At 56.0% G+C, this 17,548-nt stretch carries 15 protein-coding genes; 4 read left to right on the plus strand and 11 right to left on the minus strand.

Annotation, left to right across the window (positions count from 1 at the left end):
- The first annotated feature begins 51 nt into the window (after window positions 1–51).
- Window positions 52–801, plus strand: a complete 750-nt coding sequence (locus LC417_RS03255) for a DeoR/GlpR family DNA-binding transcription regulator (protein WP_223565715.1) — start codon at window positions 52–54, stop codon at window positions 799–801.
- Here the strand turns inward: LC417_RS03255 and LC417_RS03260 are convergent.
- The 3 genes from LC417_RS03260 to LC417_RS03270 all read right to left on the minus strand — a co-directional run bounded on the left by LC417_RS03260 (window position 794) and on the right by LC417_RS03270 (window position 2,116).
- Window positions 794–1,312 carry a glutamate racemase gene (locus LC417_RS03260; RefSeq protein ID WP_223565716.1) on the minus strand — a complete coding sequence of 173 codons (519 nt, stop codon included), beginning with the start codon at window positions 1,310–1,312 and terminating at the stop codon, window positions 794–796. The two genes, LC417_RS03255 and LC417_RS03260, sit on opposite strands and share 8 nt — an antisense overlap.
- Before the next feature lie 120 nt (window positions 1,313–1,432).
- Window positions 1,433–1,831: a VOC family protein gene (locus LC417_RS03265; protein WP_223565446.1), complete on the minus strand. Its 399-nt coding sequence runs from the start codon at window positions 1,829–1,831 to the stop codon at window positions 1,433–1,435.
- 141 nt (window positions 1,832–1,972) lie between these two features.
- Complete coding sequence (locus LC417_RS03270; RefSeq protein ID WP_223565447.1) at window positions 1,973–2,116, minus strand: hypothetical protein; 144 nt, start codon at window positions 2,114–2,116, stop codon at window positions 1,973–1,975.
- A 433-nt stretch (window positions 2,117–2,549) separates the two neighbouring features.
- On the opposite strand from LC417_RS03270, the gene LC417_RS03275 reads away from it, so the two are divergent.
- A complete protein-coding gene (locus LC417_RS03275; RefSeq protein ID WP_010244937.1) occupies window positions 2,550–3,581 on the plus strand; it encodes an NADP-dependent oxidoreductase in 1,032 nt (343 codons plus the stop codon).
- Window positions 3,582–3,622: 41 nt separating this feature from the next.
- Here LC417_RS03275 and LC417_RS03280 read toward each other — a convergent pair whose 3' ends face one another.
- The 7 genes from LC417_RS03280 to LC417_RS03310 all read right to left on the minus strand — a co-directional run bounded on the left by LC417_RS03280 (window position 3,623) and on the right by LC417_RS03310 (window position 12,607).
- Window positions 3,623–4,483 (minus strand): PfkB family carbohydrate kinase, encoded by an 861-nt coding sequence (locus LC417_RS03280; protein ID WP_223565448.1) that lies wholly within the window; start codon window positions 4,481–4,483, stop codon window positions 3,623–3,625.
- A 2-nt stretch (window positions 4,484–4,485) separates the two neighbouring features.
- Window positions 4,486–5,343 (minus strand): MurR/RpiR family transcriptional regulator, encoded by an 858-nt coding sequence (locus LC417_RS03285; RefSeq protein WP_010244943.1) that lies wholly within the window; start codon window positions 5,341–5,343, stop codon window positions 4,486–4,488.
- A complete protein-coding gene (locus LC417_RS03290) occupies window positions 5,343–6,314 on the minus strand; it encodes an ABC transporter permease (protein WP_010244946.1) in 972 nt (323 codons plus the stop codon). The genes LC417_RS03285 and LC417_RS03290 overlap by 1 nt, the downstream gene beginning before the upstream one ends.
- Before the next feature lie 32 nt (window positions 6,315–6,346).
- On the minus strand, window positions 6,347–7,849 hold the full coding sequence (locus LC417_RS03295; RefSeq protein WP_223565449.1) for a sugar ABC transporter ATP-binding protein: 1,503 nt from the start codon (window positions 7,847–7,849) through the stop codon (window positions 6,347–6,349).
- Window positions 7,850–7,865: 16 nt separating this feature from the next.
- The gene (locus LC417_RS03300; RefSeq protein WP_223565450.1) at window positions 7,866–8,906 is read right to left on the minus strand and encodes a substrate-binding domain-containing protein; all 1,041 of its coding nucleotides are present in this window, start codon (window positions 8,904–8,906) and stop codon (window positions 7,866–7,868) included.
- Window positions 8,907–8,961: 55 nt separating this feature from the next.
- A complete protein-coding gene (locus tag LC417_RS03305; RefSeq protein WP_022625661.1) occupies window positions 8,962–9,942 on the minus strand; it encodes a TIM barrel protein in 981 nt (326 codons plus the stop codon).
- A 307-nt stretch (window positions 9,943–10,249) separates the two neighbouring features.
- Window positions 10,250–12,607, minus strand: coding sequence for a membrane-bound PQQ-dependent dehydrogenase, glucose/quinate/shikimate family (locus LC417_RS03310; protein ID WP_010670139.1), 2,358 nt, complete (start codon window positions 12,605–12,607; stop codon window positions 10,250–10,252).
- A 668-nt stretch (window positions 12,608–13,275) separates the two neighbouring features.
- Between LC417_RS03310 and LC417_RS03315 the strand changes: the two genes are divergently transcribed.
- Window positions 13,276–14,289: a GT-D fold domain-containing glycosyltransferase gene (locus LC417_RS03315; protein WP_223565451.1), complete on the plus strand. Its 1,014-nt coding sequence runs from the start codon at window positions 13,276–13,278 to the stop codon at window positions 14,287–14,289.
- Between the two features lie 191 nt (window positions 14,290–14,480).
- The gene (locus tag LC417_RS03320; protein WP_223565452.1) at window positions 14,481–15,803 is read left to right on the plus strand and encodes an MFS transporter; all 1,323 of its coding nucleotides are present in this window, start codon (window positions 14,481–14,483) and stop codon (window positions 15,801–15,803) included.
- Between the two features lie 92 nt (window positions 15,804–15,895).
- On the opposite strand, the gene LC417_RS03325 is transcribed toward LC417_RS03320, so the two are convergent.
- The gene (locus LC417_RS03325) at window positions 15,896–17,326 is read right to left on the minus strand and encodes a cytosine permease (protein ID WP_045140358.1); all 1,431 of its coding nucleotides are present in this window, start codon (window positions 17,324–17,326) and stop codon (window positions 15,896–15,898) included.
- Window positions 17,327–17,548: the final 222 nt, after the last annotated feature.

Below are 17,548 nucleotides of genomic sequence, written 5' to 3' on the forward strand. Positions count from 1 at the left end.
GCTATCATGCATAATCGTGCAAATTCAAGAAAAAGCATGCAAAGGCCAGTTATGCTATCCAGCCAGCGAAAACAGACGATTCTTGCCCTGCTCGCCCAGGAAAAACAGGTGCAGTCGCGGGACCTCAGCCAGCGATTTGGCCTCTCCGAAGACTCTATCCGCCGCGACCTGCGTGAACTGGCGGCAGAAGGATTATTGCAGCGGGTACATGGCGGCGCGCTGCCGGTTTCCGCTGCGCTGGCCACCTTTGAAACGCGCAAAAGCGTGCAGACTGCTTCCAAACAGGTTATCGCGCAAAAAGCCGTTTCGCTGATTCAGCCGGGGCAGATCGTACTGATTGATGGCGGGACAACCAGCGCGGAACTGGTGCGACGGTTACCCGCCACGCTGAGCTTTACCGCGGTCACGCACAGTCCCAGCGTGGCGCTGGCGTTAGCCGATCATCCACTCGTGGAGATCATACTGATTGGCGGGCAGCTCTATAAACATTCAGTGGTGACGGTGGGCGCAGCGATGCTGGAGTCGATCAACCGCATCAATGCCGATCTCTTTTTTATGGGCGTCACCGGCGTGCATCCGGCGGCAGGCTTGACCACCGGTAATTTCGAAGAGGCGACGGTCAAGCGTGCGCTGGCAGGACGCGCAGCGGAAACCGTGGTGCTGGCGTCAGCGGAAAAGCTTAACTCCGGCTCGGCATTTGCCATAGGCGACCTGTCGCTGGCCAGCACGCTGGTCGTGGAAACGCAGCCGGACGAGGCGCTGCGACAGGCGCTGAGCCAGCAAGGTGTGACGGTCATCTGAGTTCGTAGCAGGCCTGCAGCGCAAGATGCGGACCGGTCAATGGTCGCTGTGTGTCAGGAAACTGCTGTGCTACGGGCGTCATTGAGCTTTGCGCCAGGGCCACCGCAACGGCTCCCTGCTGATAAGCCTGCTCTGCTGCTGCTGCAATCAATGCAAAATAGCGTGTTGTCTCCCCCGCTTTAAACGCCGTCCACGCTCCCTCCACCAGCGCGACCTCCACCTGGCTGCCGGGCTGACAGAAAAGTGCCCGCGTCGCCGCCAGCGTTGATTCTGCCGCACAGAGCGCGACTGTGCGCCCTGCCTGACGCTGCAGCGCCTCCGCCAACATCCCGTCGGTGCGCATAACCCGATCCTGTGCGCTGAAATCACCGGCAACCGGCCCCAGCGTCGAGCAGGTGATCAGTACCGCATCAAACTGCGGCAGCAGCGTTTCAATCATTTGGGCAATACGGCGGCGTAACGCAGTCGTCATCCCGCCGCTGCATTCCGCTTCTGCCAGCAGCGCAGGCATCACCAGATGATTCAGCGGCGGATTGTCACGCGCCAGTGCGCTGGCGGCATCATCAAATATCGCGATATTACTGGCCGCGGTGTGAAAGCAAAGAATGTTCAGGGTGAACTCCGGTACAGGTCAGATTGCGGATTGCCAGGCTGCATGCTGGATAACAACACGATAACCATCCCTGTCGATAAATGTCACGCCCCGTTGATCCCAGTAAGGATTCAATGCAGGAACCCGCATAAATCCTGCCTCATCCATACAGGCACATCGGGCCAGCCAGTCAGGCCGTTGCGGAATGTAGAGCACCAGCAGGTCCTCATCTGTCGGCGATGGCCGGACGGGATGCGTGTGACAGAGCGTGAATTCGAGATGCCAGCCCACCCCTTCAGCGCCCAGCATCACGCCACTGAACCCCTGATGATCAGTAAACTCACCGATTTCTTGCAACCCCAGCCCGTGGCAATAGTTCTGACTGCTTTGCGTCAGGTCTGTCACCGGTCGGGCAATACGCAGATGCTGGATAATCATGGTTCTCTCCCTGTAGAGTTCACTGATATTTATCACAATCTTCAGAGCTTCCTATGACGCCGGATGCGCAGCAACTTCCCATGCCCATAAATTGAAGGCATAAAAAAACCCGCCTTAGCGGGTTTTGGAGGAAGCTGACAGTCAACCAGCCTTTGCTTCGCGTGAACGCACTGTGCCTGAGCGCTCCGCAAGATCAAAAGATTCTTTGAGCTGACGCATTGCTTCCGTTTTACGCTCTGCAACTGTCATTTTTTTCAGGGTTGAAATATCGTGTTTTGAGTACATAACCTCTTCCTCCTTCGCCTATGGCGGTATTCACTTCATACATTACATCACGGGGCGGATGCTGTAAAACCCGGTCTAGAAGCGTTTTAGCTTCTCTGTTTCGGCAATCGCAAAATATGCCCTGGCCCTGTAAGTCTTGTGGTGAAGCGTAATGATAGTCGCCTCCCTCTGACCAGGATGCGTGTCATGCCGCACTGCTGTTGACTCGCCTGCCCGTTTTTTGCAAGCGGATGTGAACAGCCATCAGACTGAATCCATGACGCCAATGGTCCTGCATCCGCTGTGTCCCCGTGGTTAGCACCCTATGCCCTGTTATCGGTAAATCAGTTTACCGCTCACAGCGCTAAACGCATTCCCACCGCTGTCATCTACACTTTCCCGGTATTCATATGGTGATGCCCTGAGCATTGCCCGGCTATAAAAGGATGACAATATGACTGAACAAGCAACCCAGAACCATGCCTGGTTACTGGCTTCACGCCCACACGGTGAGCCGACCAAAGAGAATTTCCGCCATGTGGCGCAGCCCGTCCCGGAAATCAAAGAGGGTGAAGTACTGCTGAAAACCATCTATCTCTCGCTTGACCCCTACATGCGTGGGCGGATGGACGAGGGTAAATCCTACGCCGCGCCGGCAGAGCTGGATCAGCCGATGGTGGGCGGCACCGTCTGTCAGGTCGCCGAATCGAAAAACAGTGATTTTAAGACCGGTGACTGGGTGCTGGCGCAGAGCGGCTGGCAGGAATATGCCGTCTCCGATGGCAAAGAGATTGCGAAGCTGGGCAACGATCTGCCTCATCCCTCATGGGCGCTGGGTATTCTCGGTATGCCAGGCTTTACCGCCTATATGGGTCTGATGGATATTGGTCAGCCAAAAGCGGGTGAAACCCTGGTCGTTGCCGCCGCAACCGGTCCGGTGGGCGCAACGGTCGGCCAGCTGGGTAAACAGAAAGGCTGCCGTGTCGTTGGTGTGGCGGGCGGTGAAGAGAAATGCCGTTACGCGGTCGATACGCTGGGCTTTGATGCCTGCCTCGATCACCACAGCGCCGACTTTGAAGAGCAGCTGAAAAACGCCTGCCCGGATGGCATCGATATCTACTTCGAAAACGTCGGCGGCAAAGTGTTTGATGCCGTATTCCCGCTGCTGAACACCGCTGCGCGCGTGCCGGTCTGTGGTCTGGTCTCGGCTTACAGCCAGCGTGAGCTGCCGCAAGGCCCGGACAGAACCTCTCTGATCATGGCGGGCATTCTGAAACGCCGTATCCGTATGCAGGGCTTTATCATCTTCCAGGATTATGGTGACCGTTACCCTGAGTTCCTGGAGGCGATGCGTCCGCTGGTGGAGAACAAAAAAATCCACTATCGCGAGCACATGATTGAAGGATTAGAGAACGCGCCACAGGCGTTTATCGATATGCTGAATGGCAAAAACTTTGGTAAAACCGTGGTGAACGTCGGCGCCTGATGACGTTAGCGTGCCGCGTCACTGACGTGGCACGCCATTAATCAGTGCGGCTGCCGGGAAACGTGTTCGGCAGCTGCACGATTTGCCGCACTCACCGCTTCTGCCAGCGTTGCCCCGCTACTCAGGCTCTGACACAACACGCCGACAAAACAATCCCCGGCACCGTGGGTGCTTACCAGTGTCACCTTCTGCGCCGCCAGTGTATGCGTCTCTCCCGCCTCGCTGTAAGCCACACCATGTTCCCCAGCGGTAACCACCACTCTGGCAAACCGGCTGGCCAGCGATTCTGCCGCTGAGCGCGCCGACGTCAGATCCTGCACGCTAATCCCGCACATATCGCGCGCTTCAATGGCGTTCACCACCAGCAGATCAATACAGTTTTCAAACGCGGCTGACAACGGCCGGGCGGGCGCGGCATTGACGCAGACCGTAATCCCCCGCTGCTGTGCCGCCTGGGCCGCACAGAGGTTCACCGCTTCCGGGACTTCATTTTGCAGCACCAGCAGCGACACCCCCTGCCAGAAGCCGGGCTGCTCAAAGGTCTCCAGCGGGATCTGCTGATTGGCATTGGAGACCACCACCGCACCGTAATCTCCTTCGGCATCGGTAATCGCCACGCTCATCCCGGAGGGAAGCGCATCAATGATGCTGACGGCGGTGCAATCGACCCCGGCCTGCTGCAGATGATCCAGCAGGAATTGCCCCTGCTGATCGCGCCCCACTGAACCGGCGAAGCGCACTGCGGCACCCGCGCGTGCCGCTGCGACGGCCTGATTCCCCCCCTTGCCACCAAACTTATAGTGACAGGCGCTGCCCATCACCGTTTCGCCTTTTTCCGGGCGATGGTGTGCATCCAGCATAATGTCGTAGTGAAGACTGCCGGTGACTGCAATTTTGCTCATAGCTAGAATTCCCGCAGATCCTGAACCGCATGCTGGGTTTTCATCAGGTTCTTCTCCGCCCGCTTCAGATCTTTCTTGGCGATAGCGACAAACAGCGCATCCAGAATATTGAGCTGGGCGATGCGTGACGCGGCGTTTTCACCCAGCAGATGCGATCCCTGAGAGGTTGAATTGAGGACCACATGCGCACTCTTCGCGATCGGGGATTCGGCGTAGTTGGTAATGGCGATAACTTTCGCGCCATTCCTCCCCGCCAGTCTGACCGGATCGTTCACCGCGCGCGTAGCACCCGAATGGCTGATGGCGATAACCACATCGTCATCAGATAACACGGCGGCTGACATCAGCATGATGTGGGCATCGTCATAGGCAGTCGACTTAATGCCAATCTTCAGCATCTTGTGTGACAGGTCCCGCGCCACGGCGGCAGAACCGCCCACGGCGTAGAGATCGATATGACGCGCTTTAAAGATAATGTCCGCCGCACGATTGAATTCAGAAACATCCAGAATCGATAAGGTCTCTTCAATCGCCTGGATAGAGGTTCTGAAAACTTTGGCCAGCAACTGCTCCGACGAATCATCCGGCTCAATTTCCGCATGCAGCCCTGCCACTTCAGACTGGTTGTAATAGATCAGGCCACTTCTGAAATGCCTGAAGCCGGTGAAGTTAAGTTTTTTGGTAATCTTAACGATCATCGCTTCAGAGACATTATTCTCCCGCGCAATCTCCTTTAATGAGGATTGCTCGGTAATGTCGGTTCGGGCAATTATCGCCTCAGCTACCCGACGTTCTAACGGCGTCAGCTGGGGCAAACGCATACGAATCTGAGCGCCAATGGCTCGCGGATCTTGCTTCATTACTTGCCTCGGGTCGCCCGGTCAATCAACATCGCTATGATAATAATAAGGCCGGTAGCGAGCAATTGGTAAAAGGCCTGAATGTTCAGTAAGGTCAAGCCATTACGTAACGCACCGAGGATAACCACGCCGATCAGCGTCCCGAAGATACTGCCCTTGCCGCCCATTAACGACGCACCGCCAATGGCCGCCGCCGCAATCGCATCCAGTTCCCACAGGTTGCCGATGGTCGGTTCGGCAGCCCCCAGACGACCAATCAGAATCAGCGAGGCCAGTGAGGCAAGCAGGCCGGAGAAGATATAGACCGTGACCTTGGTGCGCTTAACCGGCACACCTGCGACCCGCGCCGCCTCTTCATTGCCGCCAATCGCCAGAATATATTCCCCCAGCGGGGTCTTATTCATCACCGTCCACAGCAGCAGCGCAATCACCGCCACAATCACAATCGGCGTGGGGATACCGAAAAGCGTACTGTTGATCAGGCTGCGAAATTCCAGCGGAATACCAAAGATGGGATTGCCGCCGGTGTAGATCAGCGCTATCGCCCGGAACAGCGACAGGCCGCCCAGCGTCACAATAAACGGCTGCAGCCCGGCATAGGCGATCAGCGTGCCGCTGAACAGCCCGCACATCGCGCCCACACCCAGCGTCGCGAGGATCGCCAGCGGCACCGGCACGCCCGATGCCATCAGGGTTGCACCCAGCACCGCAGAGAGCGCCGCCGTGGGGCCGACCGAGAGGTCAATCCCGCCGGAGATAATCACCAGCGTCATGCCCAGTGCGATCAGGGCGTTGATTGAGGACTGCTGCAGAATATTCAGCAGATTAGGCAGGGTGAAAAAGACCGGCGACAGAAACGAAAATGTCACCACGATAATCAGTAAGCCAATTAAGGTACCGGCATCACGCAGATTAAATTTAAGCCGCAGCGCAGGTCGGGTACCCGGCCCGGTAGATGTCTGAGTTGTCATAGTTATAACCTTAAATAGTGTCAGGTAAGCGGTCAGGCGGTCTGGTCGATATCTTTGATGGCATAACGGGCAATGTTCTCTTCGGTGATCGCGCTGCCGGTTAACTCTTTGGTTATCCGGCCCTCGCGCATCACCAGCACCCGATCGGAGATGCGCATGATCTCGGTCATTTCTGACGACACCACCACAATGGCTTTGCCCGCCTGGGCCAGTTTTTCAATCAGGTGATAGATTTCAGACTTGGCACCAATATCGATACCGCGCGTCGGCTCATCAAACAGAAACACATTGGTATCCGCCGCAACCCAGCGGCCGATGATCACTTTTTGCTGATTGCCGCCGCTCAGCGTGCCGATGGTTTTCTCAATGTCGAGCGGGCGCAGTTTCAGGTCGCCCATGACCCTCAGCGCCTCGCGGTCCAGCCGGGCCTGGTTCATCAGCCCCGCCGACGTGAAGCGGTGCATCGACGGCAGCGCCATATTCATCTTCACCGCCCGCTCTTTGATAATGCCCTCTTTTTTGCGGTCTTCAGGTACCAGGCCAATGCCCGCCTTGATCGCCGCACGCACGTTGTGGTTCTTCACCGCGGCACCGTTGACGCTCACCGTGCCACGGGTGCGCCTGTCGATACCGGCAATCAGCTTCAGCAGTTCGGTGCGCCCCGCGCCGACCAGCCCGGCAATGCCCAGCACTTCGCCCGCACGAACGCTGAAGTTTGCCGCCACCACCTCATTGCCACGCGTCAGATCCTCTACCCGCAGCACTTCGCGATCGGTGACAAACGCCTGATGGTCAAGCTTGTCGATCTTCCGTCCGACCATTTTGGCGACGATGCTCTCCTCATCCTCATCACTGATGTTGACCACCCCAACCTGCTTTCCGTCACGCATAATGGTGGCGCGGTCGCACACCCGGAAAATCTCATTCATCTTGTGCGAGACATAGATCAGCGAGACGCCGGTCGACTTCAGATCGCCAATCAGCTCCGCCAGCCGGTCAAATTCGCGTGGCGTCAGGCTGGAGGTCGGTTCATCCATGGCAATGATTTTGGCGTCATCCAGCAGCGCCCGGGCAATCTCAACGATCTGCTGCTGCGATACCTTGAGGTTCCTGATCGGCGTATCGGGATCGATAGTGGGATCCAGCGTCTTCAGAATCAGGGTGGCCCGCGCCAGCTGGGCCTTTTTATCCACCCACCAGCCCCCGGCGCGGGTCAGCGGGCGACCCAGAAACATGTTCTGCGCCACGGAAAGCTCAGGCACATGCTGTAACTCCTGGTGGATCATCGCGATCCCGGCCTGACGGGCGCTGAGCGGACTGCGGATCTGCACCCGGTTTCCATTGACGCTGATCTCTCCGCTGTCCGCGCCGCGAACGCCGGAGAGGATATTCAGCAGCGTCGACTTACCCGCGCCATTTTCCCCAATCAGCGCGTGCACCTCGCCGGGCCGCACTGAGAAATCGACATCCTGCAGCGCGGCGGCGTTACCGTAACTTTTGCTGATGCCACGCATCATTAAGCGAAACTGTTCCATACCCGCTCCCGCTGACTTATTGTTGAGCCAGCAGCTGACGCAACCGGTTGTTGTCTTTGGTTGAGAACGCTTCGACATTCTCTTTGGTGATCAGCGCCTGGGGTGTCGAGACAACGCGCGACAGTTTCTGTCCATTGATCAGCCGGATAATGACGTCCATCGCCACTTCACCGGTCAGCACCGGGAAACTGTCGACCGTGCCGGTCAGCTCGCCGCGCTTAATCGAGGCGTAGGCATCGGAAATACCGTCAGTGCCAAAGATGGCCACCTGTGACGCTTTGTTCTGCGCGCGTACCGCCTCCACCACGCCCAGCGCCATGGTGTCGTTGTTAGCGTAGAAGCCGATTAAATCAGGATGCTGCTGCAGAATGGTCGATGCGGCGTTAAAGGCCTGCTCGCGACTCCAGTTAGCGGGCACGCTGGCCACGATGGTGAACTTCCCGGCGCTGTCCAGCGTCTCTTTAAAGCCACGGGTGCGCTGTCCGGCGGCATAAACCCCTGGCTGCCCTTCAATCACCGCCACTTTGCCGCCCTGCGGATGGTGCTGAATAAACCATTTCGCCACCCGCACGCCATTGTCTTTCTGGACGTTGCCGACGTAGTAGCGCGCATTCGGCATTACCGCATCATTAACGTTCACCACCGGGATATTTTTACTGTTGGCACTCTCCAGTGCAGGCTCCAGGTTGATATCGGTCTGCGGCGAAACCAGCAGGCCGTTAAAGCCCTGCGAGATCAGGGTTTCCGCAATGGAGAGCTGACCGAGCTGATCGTCTTCATTGGCCGCCGCCTGATAAGCGACAGTGAAACCATACTTTTTAGCCGCGTTCTGGTAGCCCTGGCCGAGTGAGCGCCAGTACTCATTGGTCAGGGTTTTCGATACCCCGCCAATCTTCAGCGACTTATCGACTTTTGGCAGTGCGCCATATTTGGTGTCGAGCTGGGTCCAGTCGGTGCGATCCGGTTCAGTATCGGATTGCAGCGGTGCCAGTTCTGCCGCATAAATCGTGCTGCAGAGCAGTGAGGAGGCGATAAGAGCAAGCAGGCGTTTTTTCATTTTTTATTCTCAGGGTGTTGGGTAGAGGTGTGATGTTTTTATGATTAATCGGCTGTCAGCGGGCCAGCATGATGTCATTGACGATCTGCTGAGAGGCCACCGCATCCTGACGCCCGATGGCCGCCAGTAACGCCGCGTTGTCGTGCAGCTGGTCACAAAGCCTCAGCAGACGAGTCACGGTCGCAATATTGCTTTCTGCCTCACGGATCGGGTCAAGACCGCTGGCATCCGGGAAGGTATCGAAGTAGTAGGCACCACGGTAGCCATCACGCTGCATCTGCCAGAGAAACTCCAGCGTGGCGCGTGGGTTAACTGAGCCGACCATCAGGCCGTCATCACGCTTGCCCCAGCCGTCGTTAAGGTCCAGCCCCAGCAGCCGTGAGCGGCGCGCCACCATAGCGGCGGCGTAAGCCGGGATCTCATTGGCAAACAGTACATGAGCAAAATCCAGTGTGATCCCCAGGTTGGCGCAGCCCGCCTCTTCCACGGCCAGCAGACAGGTGGTGGCGTTGGGAAAGATGCTGTAGGCGCGTGGCTCATTGGGTTTATATTCGATGCTGACGTCAACGTCCGGTGCATACTCCGCCACTTCACGCACGGCGCTGACCGCATCCTCCCAGATCTTCTTATAGTCCGCCTGGAAGCAGTAATCGAAACCGTCCTGCCCCATCCACAGCGTCATCAGCCGTGAACCAAATTCCCGACCCGCGTCAATGCCGCGCTTGGTCAGCTCAATCGCTTCGCGACGCACTTTCGCGTCGGGATGGGTAAACGCGCCGATTTTGAACTGCGGCGCGTCCCAGCGCATCTGCATACCGTTAACGGCCAGACCCGCATCACTGATCGCCTGGCGCAGTGTGGGAATATCGCTGGTGAGATGTTGCGGAAAGTTGAGGTCGAGATGCGTTAAGCCTTTGACCTTGCCTGCACGGGCAACCATCTGCAGCACAGAGGGCTTGCCCTGCTGATCGGGCCAGTAGAGGTGCGCCCCCGAGGCGAAAGAGTTAAGACGGGTAGCAAATTTCAGTTCCGACATGAGCATCAATCCTTCAGAGTGCGTATTGTGAAGTACTTTTCGTATTCACGATTAATTGTGAAGTCATATATTAATCTACGCCTCGCGGCTTAATGCGCAAGTCTGTCAGGCAGGAGAAATCGTTAAAGCGGGAGCGCTGTCACGAAATGGTTTCGATGCGTTATCAGATGATGTGAATGCGGAGATGAAAGAATTGAGATGAAATACAACAGGTTGTCGCGCTAAGCCGGGTGTGAGATCTGGCAGGTAGAGGTGTGAAAAAAGCTGAGCGCCAGGGCGGCGCTCAGCGGGTCGGTTTTTTAAAAAATCACTTCAGACGGAAAGCGACAACGCTGTCGCCCGCCGTGGTGCCGAGCGAGCCGTGGCCGCCCGCGGCAATCACCACATACTGCTTGCCATCTTTGCCCATAAAGGTGGATGGCGTGGCCTGCGCTCCGGCACTCAGTTCAGTCTGCCACAGCAGTTCGCCGGTGGTGCTGTCGTAAGCACGGAAGAAGTTATCTGCCGTTGCACCGTGGAACACCAGATCACCCGCCGTCAGCAGCGGTCCGCCGTGCGCCACCATGCCCATCGGGAAACCGAGCGGGAAGCGGCCAGGCAGGAAGCTGGTCTTGAGGTTTTTGGTGGTGCCGACGCGACGCAGCCATTCGGTTTTGCCGGTGGTCAGATCCACACCGACCATCCGTCCCCACGGTGGCGCGATGCAGGGAATACCCAGACCCGACGCCATCTGCTGGATGTGGATAGCGTAGTCACCGTGGAAGTTCTCATTCCAGTACGGCGTACCATCTTTGGTGAAGGTACGCTGGGTTTCGGTTTCCGGCGTGCGTCTGATGAGGTTGTATTTGTAAGCCAGGCGTACCGGTGCCGCAATCAGCATCTGACGCTGTGGATCAACCGCTACTGAACCCCAGTTAAACACCCCGATGTTGCCCGGGAAGATCAGCGAGCCTTTCTCCGTTGGTGGCGTCCACGGGTTACCGTCATAGCGCAACTCACGGAACGTGGTGCGGCAGGCCATCTGGTCAAACGGCGTAATGCCCCACATTGACTTCTCAGTCAGCGGCTGCGGAATGAAGTTCAGGCTGGAGACTGGCTGGGTCGCCGCATACTGCTCGCCTTTAATGCCATCCGTGGAGACCTTAACCTGCTCTACCGGATAAACCGGTTCGCCGGTCAGGCGGTTCAGCACAAACAGGTTGCCGGTTTTGGTCGGCAGGATCACCGCCGGTTGCGGTTTGCCCTGATAGTTGATGTCCACCAGCGACGGCTGTGACGGGTTATCACGATCCCAGAGGTCATGGTTTGAACTCTGATAGCGCCATTTGAACGCACCGGTTTTCAGATCCAGTGCCACCAGCGCATCACGGAATTTTTCAGTGTTGCTGGCGGGATCGCGTTCAAGTCCCACTTCATCCGGCGAGGCGTTACCAAACGGCACATAGACCAGGCCGTTTTTCAGATCGGCGCTCAGGGTGGCCCAGGCGACCGGGGTATCCTGCGGATAGGTTGCCCCTTCAGCGACCGGTGCGGTGTTATCCGGGTTAGCCGGATCGAAGTTCCACACCAGACGACCGCTGACGGCATCATAGGCACGGATCACACCTGATGGGTTACCGCTGTTGAAGCCGTTATCCATCACCGAACCGCCGACAATCACCAGGTTGCCCGCCACCAGTGGCGCGGCAGTCTGCATCAGCGCGTGCGGACGCACCTCGCCCATGTTGGCGCGCAGATTCACCACACCGTTGTCACCAAAGTCAGCACAGGCTTTACCGGTATCGGCATCCAGCGCCAGCAGGCGGGCATCGGTGGTGGCATTGAAGATACGCTTGCGGCAGATGGCCGGCGATGCGCCCGTCTGCGCCTGCGCCTGCTGACCGGCATCGAAGTAGCTCACGCCACGACAGGTCTGGTGCTGCTGCAGATAAGAGCGGTTTTTATCCGGCGTCGTTTTCCACTTCACCGCACCGGTTTCCGGGTCAAGAGCATGGACTTCGTTGTGCGGCGTACAGAAGTAGAGCATGCCGTTGGCTTTCAGCGGTGTCGCTTCAAAGGTGTATTCGGTCGCATCATCACCCTGACGCAGGTCGCCGGTGTGATAGGTCCAGGCCACTTCAAGATCTTTCACGTTATCTTTAGTGATCTGCTTCAGCGCCGAGAAGCGCTGGCCATCTGTGGTTCCGCCATAGGCGCTCCACTCTTCAGCGGCACCGCCGGTCGCAGAGGCGTTGCGCGGCGTATTAATGGCGCCCTGCTGCGGCAGCGGATCGTAGAAGCAGAGACCGATGACCAGCAGCACCATCAGGACGACGGAACCCCCGAGGAAAGGATGGAAACGACGCTGCCCCTGATAGAGCGGACGCACCACCCACGGCAGCGCCAGCCAGAGACCCAGCACGCCAAACAGGTCGCCGCGCGGGATCCACTGCCATTTGTCGAAGCCCACTTCCCAGATAGTCCAGAACAGAGTGATCCACATCAGCAACGCATAAAGCGTCAGTGCACTGCGTTTGTTCATCAACAGCAGAATCGCGCTGAGCAGAACGCCCACGCCCATCAGCGCATAGAACGCGCTGCCTCCTGCAAGCAGGAGTTGTCCTCCCATGTAAATCAGGGCGATAGCAAATATCACCATGATTATACTGGTTATTTTATTGATCATGATCCATCCTCGGGTCATTAGCGGCAATTGAAAGGTTAAGCTGGAAACATAAATTCAACGAGATTTTAACTTACGCACGAAATATGTAAAAACGTGTATAAGCGTTAATCATTAGAAATATTTATTATAAATGTCACCTGTTAATGCGGTCAGGCCGCTTTTTTTACTTTCTGAAGGGCTGATTACGGGATATCCATCACAAAAAATTAACCATAGGCTGCTAACGACCGCACCTTTTGTTCAAAGGCGATTAATTAACAGACAAGCCGCCCTTCTGTAACGCCAGCTAAAGTGTGCCCGACGAAAGTTTTTCAGAGTCAAATAATCATAATGGTTTATTAACTCTGCTCTGAAATAACTCTTATTGCTGAAATCGGGAATGTTACTGCCCTGCTGTTATTATTGGCGGCTTCATCAACGCTGGTGCGGTGTCGCTGCTGTTCAAATGATTTAATTGTGCCAGCCTGAACGCGTTTTTTATTATTTTCCTGAAAAATAACACTCAGGAAATAGATTAATGAACAAAGGGATTTTGCCGATGAAAACGATTTCAGATATTCCGTAGCATGACGCTTATTTTATCTGTGATATATATCAGCTCTCTTATATTCGTTTATCCGGCCAGCAGGCGGGATTTTTCTGGCAGCAATAAACCAGGCAGGTTAACTATGACCGCACTTCATGCTATTTATCGCAAGTTTCGTTTCCCTTTTAAGTTTCTTAATGCTGCCATTCGCTATCCTGCCGCGCAGGCACGGGTAAAGCGTTATTCCGTCATGTCGATAGAAGAGACTGTCGATCTGTTATTACGTAACCCACAATTATCTCTGGCCCGTTATGGCGACGATGAACTGGAAATGACCTGGTATAAAAATATCGGTTTTCAGCCATTTGACCCGAATCTCTCTGCACGGCTCAAAGCCTTGCTGCAGCAGGATTCAGGAGCCAACCCGAACTGTCTGATCTGTCTGCCGGATGCCTTTCGTACCACCCGTAATATGCGGGGCGGGTCGGCCCTGTTCTGGTTCTTCCATAAATCATTTTATTTTAAATATTATGAGGGTCTGCTGAATAAACAATACCAGTATGGAAATACCTCGGTGACCCGTCCCTATCACGATTATAAAGGCAAGCAATTATCCCGGACGATATTTGATAAGTTTAAACAGCTCTATCAGGGCCGCCGGGTATTAATTGTGGAAGGCAGTGGAACGCGCCTGGGATTAGGCAATGATTTACTGGAGGGAGCCAGCGAAGTGAAACGTATTACGACGCTGAACCGTAATGCCTTTTCCGTCTATGATCGTCTGTTTGATACCGTTTTAAAGAATGCCGTCAACTTTGACCTGGTCTTGATTTCATTAGGGCCGACCGCAACCGTGCTGGCATATGATTTAAGTCAGCACGGTATCCGCTGTATTGATAGCGGCCACGTCGACATTGAATATGAGTGGATGCTGGCCAGTGCCACCAGCAAAATAAAAGTGGACGGAAAAAACGTCAATGAGGCTGGCGTACTGCTGAGTGAACAGACTACGGTGGCAGATGCGACTTATCAGCAGCAGATTTTACAACACGTGGGCGAAATACCCCAGGTCGGGACGGCTGATACAGAAGCAGTCACGCAAGCCGTGGTTATCCCGCTGCCACACGTCAGCCCCAACCATCATAACGCCGCCTGAGCCTCACCACCGACAGGCAGCGGCTGCACCGCATTGAAGCGCAGGCGAATTATTAGCGGGATCAGTTAAGCCTATTCGGGGCGGGCTCAGGGGCCCGAATTCTGTGCTTGTCCGCTGTTTGCCGGATAAATGCCCTTTCCGGCATCAATTTTGCTTATGCTCTCCTGAGACATTTATTCAGGAGAAGTGAGATGACAACCAGCCGTTACCGTTACACCATATTTTCACTGCTGTTCCTGATCGCCCTGATCAACTATATCGATCGCGGCGCCCTGTCGTTTGCGGCCAACGCCATTGCGGCGGAGTATCACTTCAGCAAAGTCCAGCTCGGTGCAGTGCTGGGCTACTTTGGCTTTGGCTATCTGTTTGGTTCGCTGTGTGGCGGCTTTCTTGCCGACCGTATCGGCACGAAAAAGATCTGGCTGCTGGCAGGCGTACTCTGGTCGCTGCTGGAGATCGCCACCGCCTGGGCGGGGGAACTGGGCATGGCGCTGTTTGGCGGATCCGCCATTATGGGCTTTGCTGCCCTTCGTATTATGTTTGGTTTTTCCGAAGGCCCGGCCTATGCGCTGATGAACAAGGCGATTGCTCACTGGGCACCCGATAATGAGCGCGGCTTTGCGCTGGGCATCGGCCTGCTCTCGACCCAGGTTGGCGCGCTGCTGACCGCCCCGATTGCGGTTGGCCTGCTGCTGCTGACCCATGACTGGCGCATGATGTTTATCCTGCTCGGTGTTTTCTCCCTGCTGGCGATGGCGCTGTTTGCCCGCACCTTCAGCGACAGCCCGGAGAAAAGTCCACATACCAATGCCGCAGAACGTCAGCTTATCCAGACCGGTCAGCGCCGCAGCGCGGGCGACAGCGTACCACTGCCCTGGTGGCGCTTCTTTACCAGCCGCACCCTGGTCTGCAACGCGCTGGGCTACTTCTCATTCCTCTACATCACCTTTACCCTGGTGACCTGGATGCCGAAATATCTGCAGGATAATTTCCATTACGATCTGCACTCACTGTGGTACGTCGCGATGATCCCGTGGAGCGGCGCCTGTATCACGGTGCTGCTGGGCGGTCGCATTGCCGATGCCCTGCTGGCTCGCTTCCGTAATCTGCGTCTGGCGCGCAATCTGTTTGCCGCCGTCACGCTGTGCGGCACCGCCTGCTGCTTTATGGAGATCCCCTATGTGCAGTCGGCTGCGGGGATTATTGCACTGATGACCCTGGGCAATGCGCTGAATGCACTGGTAAACAATGTCTACTGGTCGGTGGTGATTGATGTCACCCCTAAAGCGTCGGTGGGCACCTACAGTGGCATGACGCTGGCGATAGCCAATCTGGCAGCGATTATCTCTCCGATGCTCTGCGGCTGGCTGGCGGAATATTACGGCTACAACGCGATGTTTACCGTCACCGCGCTGATCGCCTTTGGCAGTATGCTGGCAATGACACTGCTGCAACCGGAGAAGCCGCTGGTGGCAGAGGCGCAGACCGGCGCAGCGGACGTTTCTGCCGCCTGATCTTAAAAGAGGATTTCCTGACACGCGGGTGATCACACACCCGCGAAGAGTGACACTCCCTGAAAGGCAGCCGCTCAGGCGGCCTGACCTTGTTATTGGGCGGGATAAATTGACTGTTCGGGGATGCCCCGACGATCCCAGCGGCTGGCGATCAGCCATAACAGTGCCGTCGCAAACCAGCCGATGATCCACGAGACATCATTACCGGCAAAAATCCAGGTTAGCGATCCATGGTGCAGCGGATTATCGATAAACGGCAGTTGCACCAGCACGCCCAGAAAATAGACGGTAATACCGGCCAGGTTCCAGCGTCCATAGCGCCCGTCCGGCTGCGACAGTGCCGGGACATCAACCCTGCCCCTGGTGATCAGATAGAAATCGGTCAGGCTGATCGCGCTCCACGGCACAAAGAAAGCCAGCAGAAACAGCAGGAAGTGGGTGAAGGATTTCAGAAAGGCCGGTTCACTGAGCAGAGCAATGACGCAGGCCAGCGTAACCATAAGCACCACAAACAGAATGCGCCCACCCCGACTCAGCGTGGTTTTCTGCCGGAAGCCAGAGACAATGGTGGTCAGTGACATAAAACTGCCGTAGGCGTTCAGCGTGGTAAACGTGATTTTTCCAAAGCAAATGGCGAAATAAATCACCATGGCCATGGTCGCCGTGCTACCCATGCTCACGATGTAACCGACCTCATTGCCTGCAAACGCACTTCCGGCAATGGCAGCGACAATCACCCCCAGCGTCATTGACGCCTGCGTGCCAAGTACGGTGCCAAAAAAGACTGAACTGAAGAGTTTCTTCGCAGAGACATCAGCTGGCAGATAGCGTGAATAGTCAGAGACATAAGGACAGAAGGCAATTTGCCAGGATGAAGACAGGGAGACCGCCAGCAGGAAATTTGCCAGGGTAAAGTGCTGATTCTGCCACACGGCTGATAAGTCATGCGCAGAGAACAGCGTGATAAACAGATAAGCAAAGGCTAAAACGCCAATGACGCTCGCCAGCTTGCCCAGTTGATGAATCACGCGATAGCCCAGCACCGCAATGATCACGATGAGGGTGCTGAACAGGATCATCCCGGTTGAATGACTGACATGGATAAGTTTAGCCAGCGCCTGCCCGGCTAATACTGTCCCGCTGGCTGAAAATCCCACATACATAATGCACACCAGCACCAGAGGAATAACAGCACCAAACACGCCAAACTGCATACGGCTGGTGATCATCTGCGGTAAACCCAGGCGCGGACCCTGGATCGCATGCAAAGACATGATCGCTGCACCCAGAATCTGCCCCACCAGTAAGCCGATAAGAGACCACACGACGTCTCCACCCAGCACCACGGCCAGCGCACCCGTGACAATAGCCGTGATTTGCAGATTGCCACCAAACCAGAGCGTGAACTGGTTAAAGGGATGACCATGACGTTCACCCAACGGGATGTAATCAATGGAGCGGGTTTCTGACAGGCCCTGTTTCTCTGAGCCTGAATAATCTGATACAGATGATTTGACCGACATAGATTCCTCGCTGGAACAGTGAGAGACGTGTTGACTGAAAGCGTGATTTGCCCAATCCAGAGTTGAGTGTACATGTCTATACAAGCAGCGATATTGTCATGCGCATCGGGAAGTTACAAGGCAACCGGTCATTGGAAAATGTGATGATATCGACAGGCCTGTCATGATGGGGCAGGAAAGGATGAGGGAGCGCGGGGACCTGTTTCCGGGGATAACGCCCTT

It is taken from the genome of Pantoea sp. OVA07A (assembly GCF_019969975.1).
In the GTDB taxonomy this organism is placed as follows: Bacteria; Pseudomonadota; Gammaproteobacteria; order Enterobacterales; family Enterobacteriaceae; genus Pantoea; species Pantoea agglomerans.

Coding starts and splice junctions, on each gene's coding strand:
- LC417_RS03255 (WP_223565715.1), top strand. CDS start 52: ATGCTATCCAGCCAGCGAAAACAGACGATTCTTGCCCTGCTCGCCCAG.
- LC417_RS03260 (WP_223565716.1), bottom strand. CDS start 1,312: ATGCCTGCGCTGCTGGCAGAAGCGGAATGCAGCGGCGGGATGACGACT.
- LC417_RS03265 (WP_223565446.1), bottom strand. CDS start 1,831: ATGATTATCCAGCATCTGCGTATTGCCCGACCGGTGACAGACCTGACG.
- LC417_RS03270 (WP_223565447.1), bottom strand. CDS start 2,116: ATGTACTCAAAACACGATATTTCAACCCTGAAAAAAATGACAGTTGCA.
- LC417_RS03275 (WP_010244937.1), top strand. CDS start 2,550: ATGACTGAACAAGCAACCCAGAACCATGCCTGGTTACTGGCTTCACGC.
- LC417_RS03280 (WP_223565448.1), bottom strand. CDS start 4,483: ATGAGCAAAATTGCAGTCACCGGCAGTCTTCACTACGACATTATGCTG.
- LC417_RS03285 (WP_010244943.1), bottom strand. CDS start 5,343: ATGAAGCAAGATCCGCGAGCCATTGGCGCTCAGATTCGTATGCGTTTG.
- LC417_RS03290 (WP_010244946.1), bottom strand. CDS start 6,314: ATGACAACTCAGACATCTACCGGGCCGGGTACCCGACCTGCGCTGCGG.
- LC417_RS03295 (WP_223565449.1), bottom strand. CDS start 7,849: ATGGAACAGTTTCGCTTAATGATGCGTGGCATCAGCAAAAGTTACGGT.
- LC417_RS03300 (WP_223565450.1), bottom strand. CDS start 8,906: ATGAAAAAACGCCTGCTTGCTCTTATCGCCTCCTCACTGCTCTGCAGC.
- LC417_RS03305 (WP_022625661.1), bottom strand. CDS start 9,942: ATGTCGGAACTGAAATTTGCTACCCGTCTTAACTCTTTCGCCTCGGGG.
- LC417_RS03310 (WP_010670139.1), bottom strand. CDS start 12,607: ATGATCAATAAAATAACCAGTATAATCATGGTGATATTTGCTATCGCC.
- LC417_RS03315 (WP_223565451.1), top strand. CDS start 13,276: ATGACCGCACTTCATGCTATTTATCGCAAGTTTCGTTTCCCTTTTAAG.
- LC417_RS03320 (WP_223565452.1), top strand. CDS start 14,481: ATGACAACCAGCCGTTACCGTTACACCATATTTTCACTGCTGTTCCTG.
- LC417_RS03325 (WP_045140358.1), bottom strand. CDS start 17,326: ATGTCGGTCAAATCATCTGTATCAGATTATTCAGGCTCAGAGAAACAG.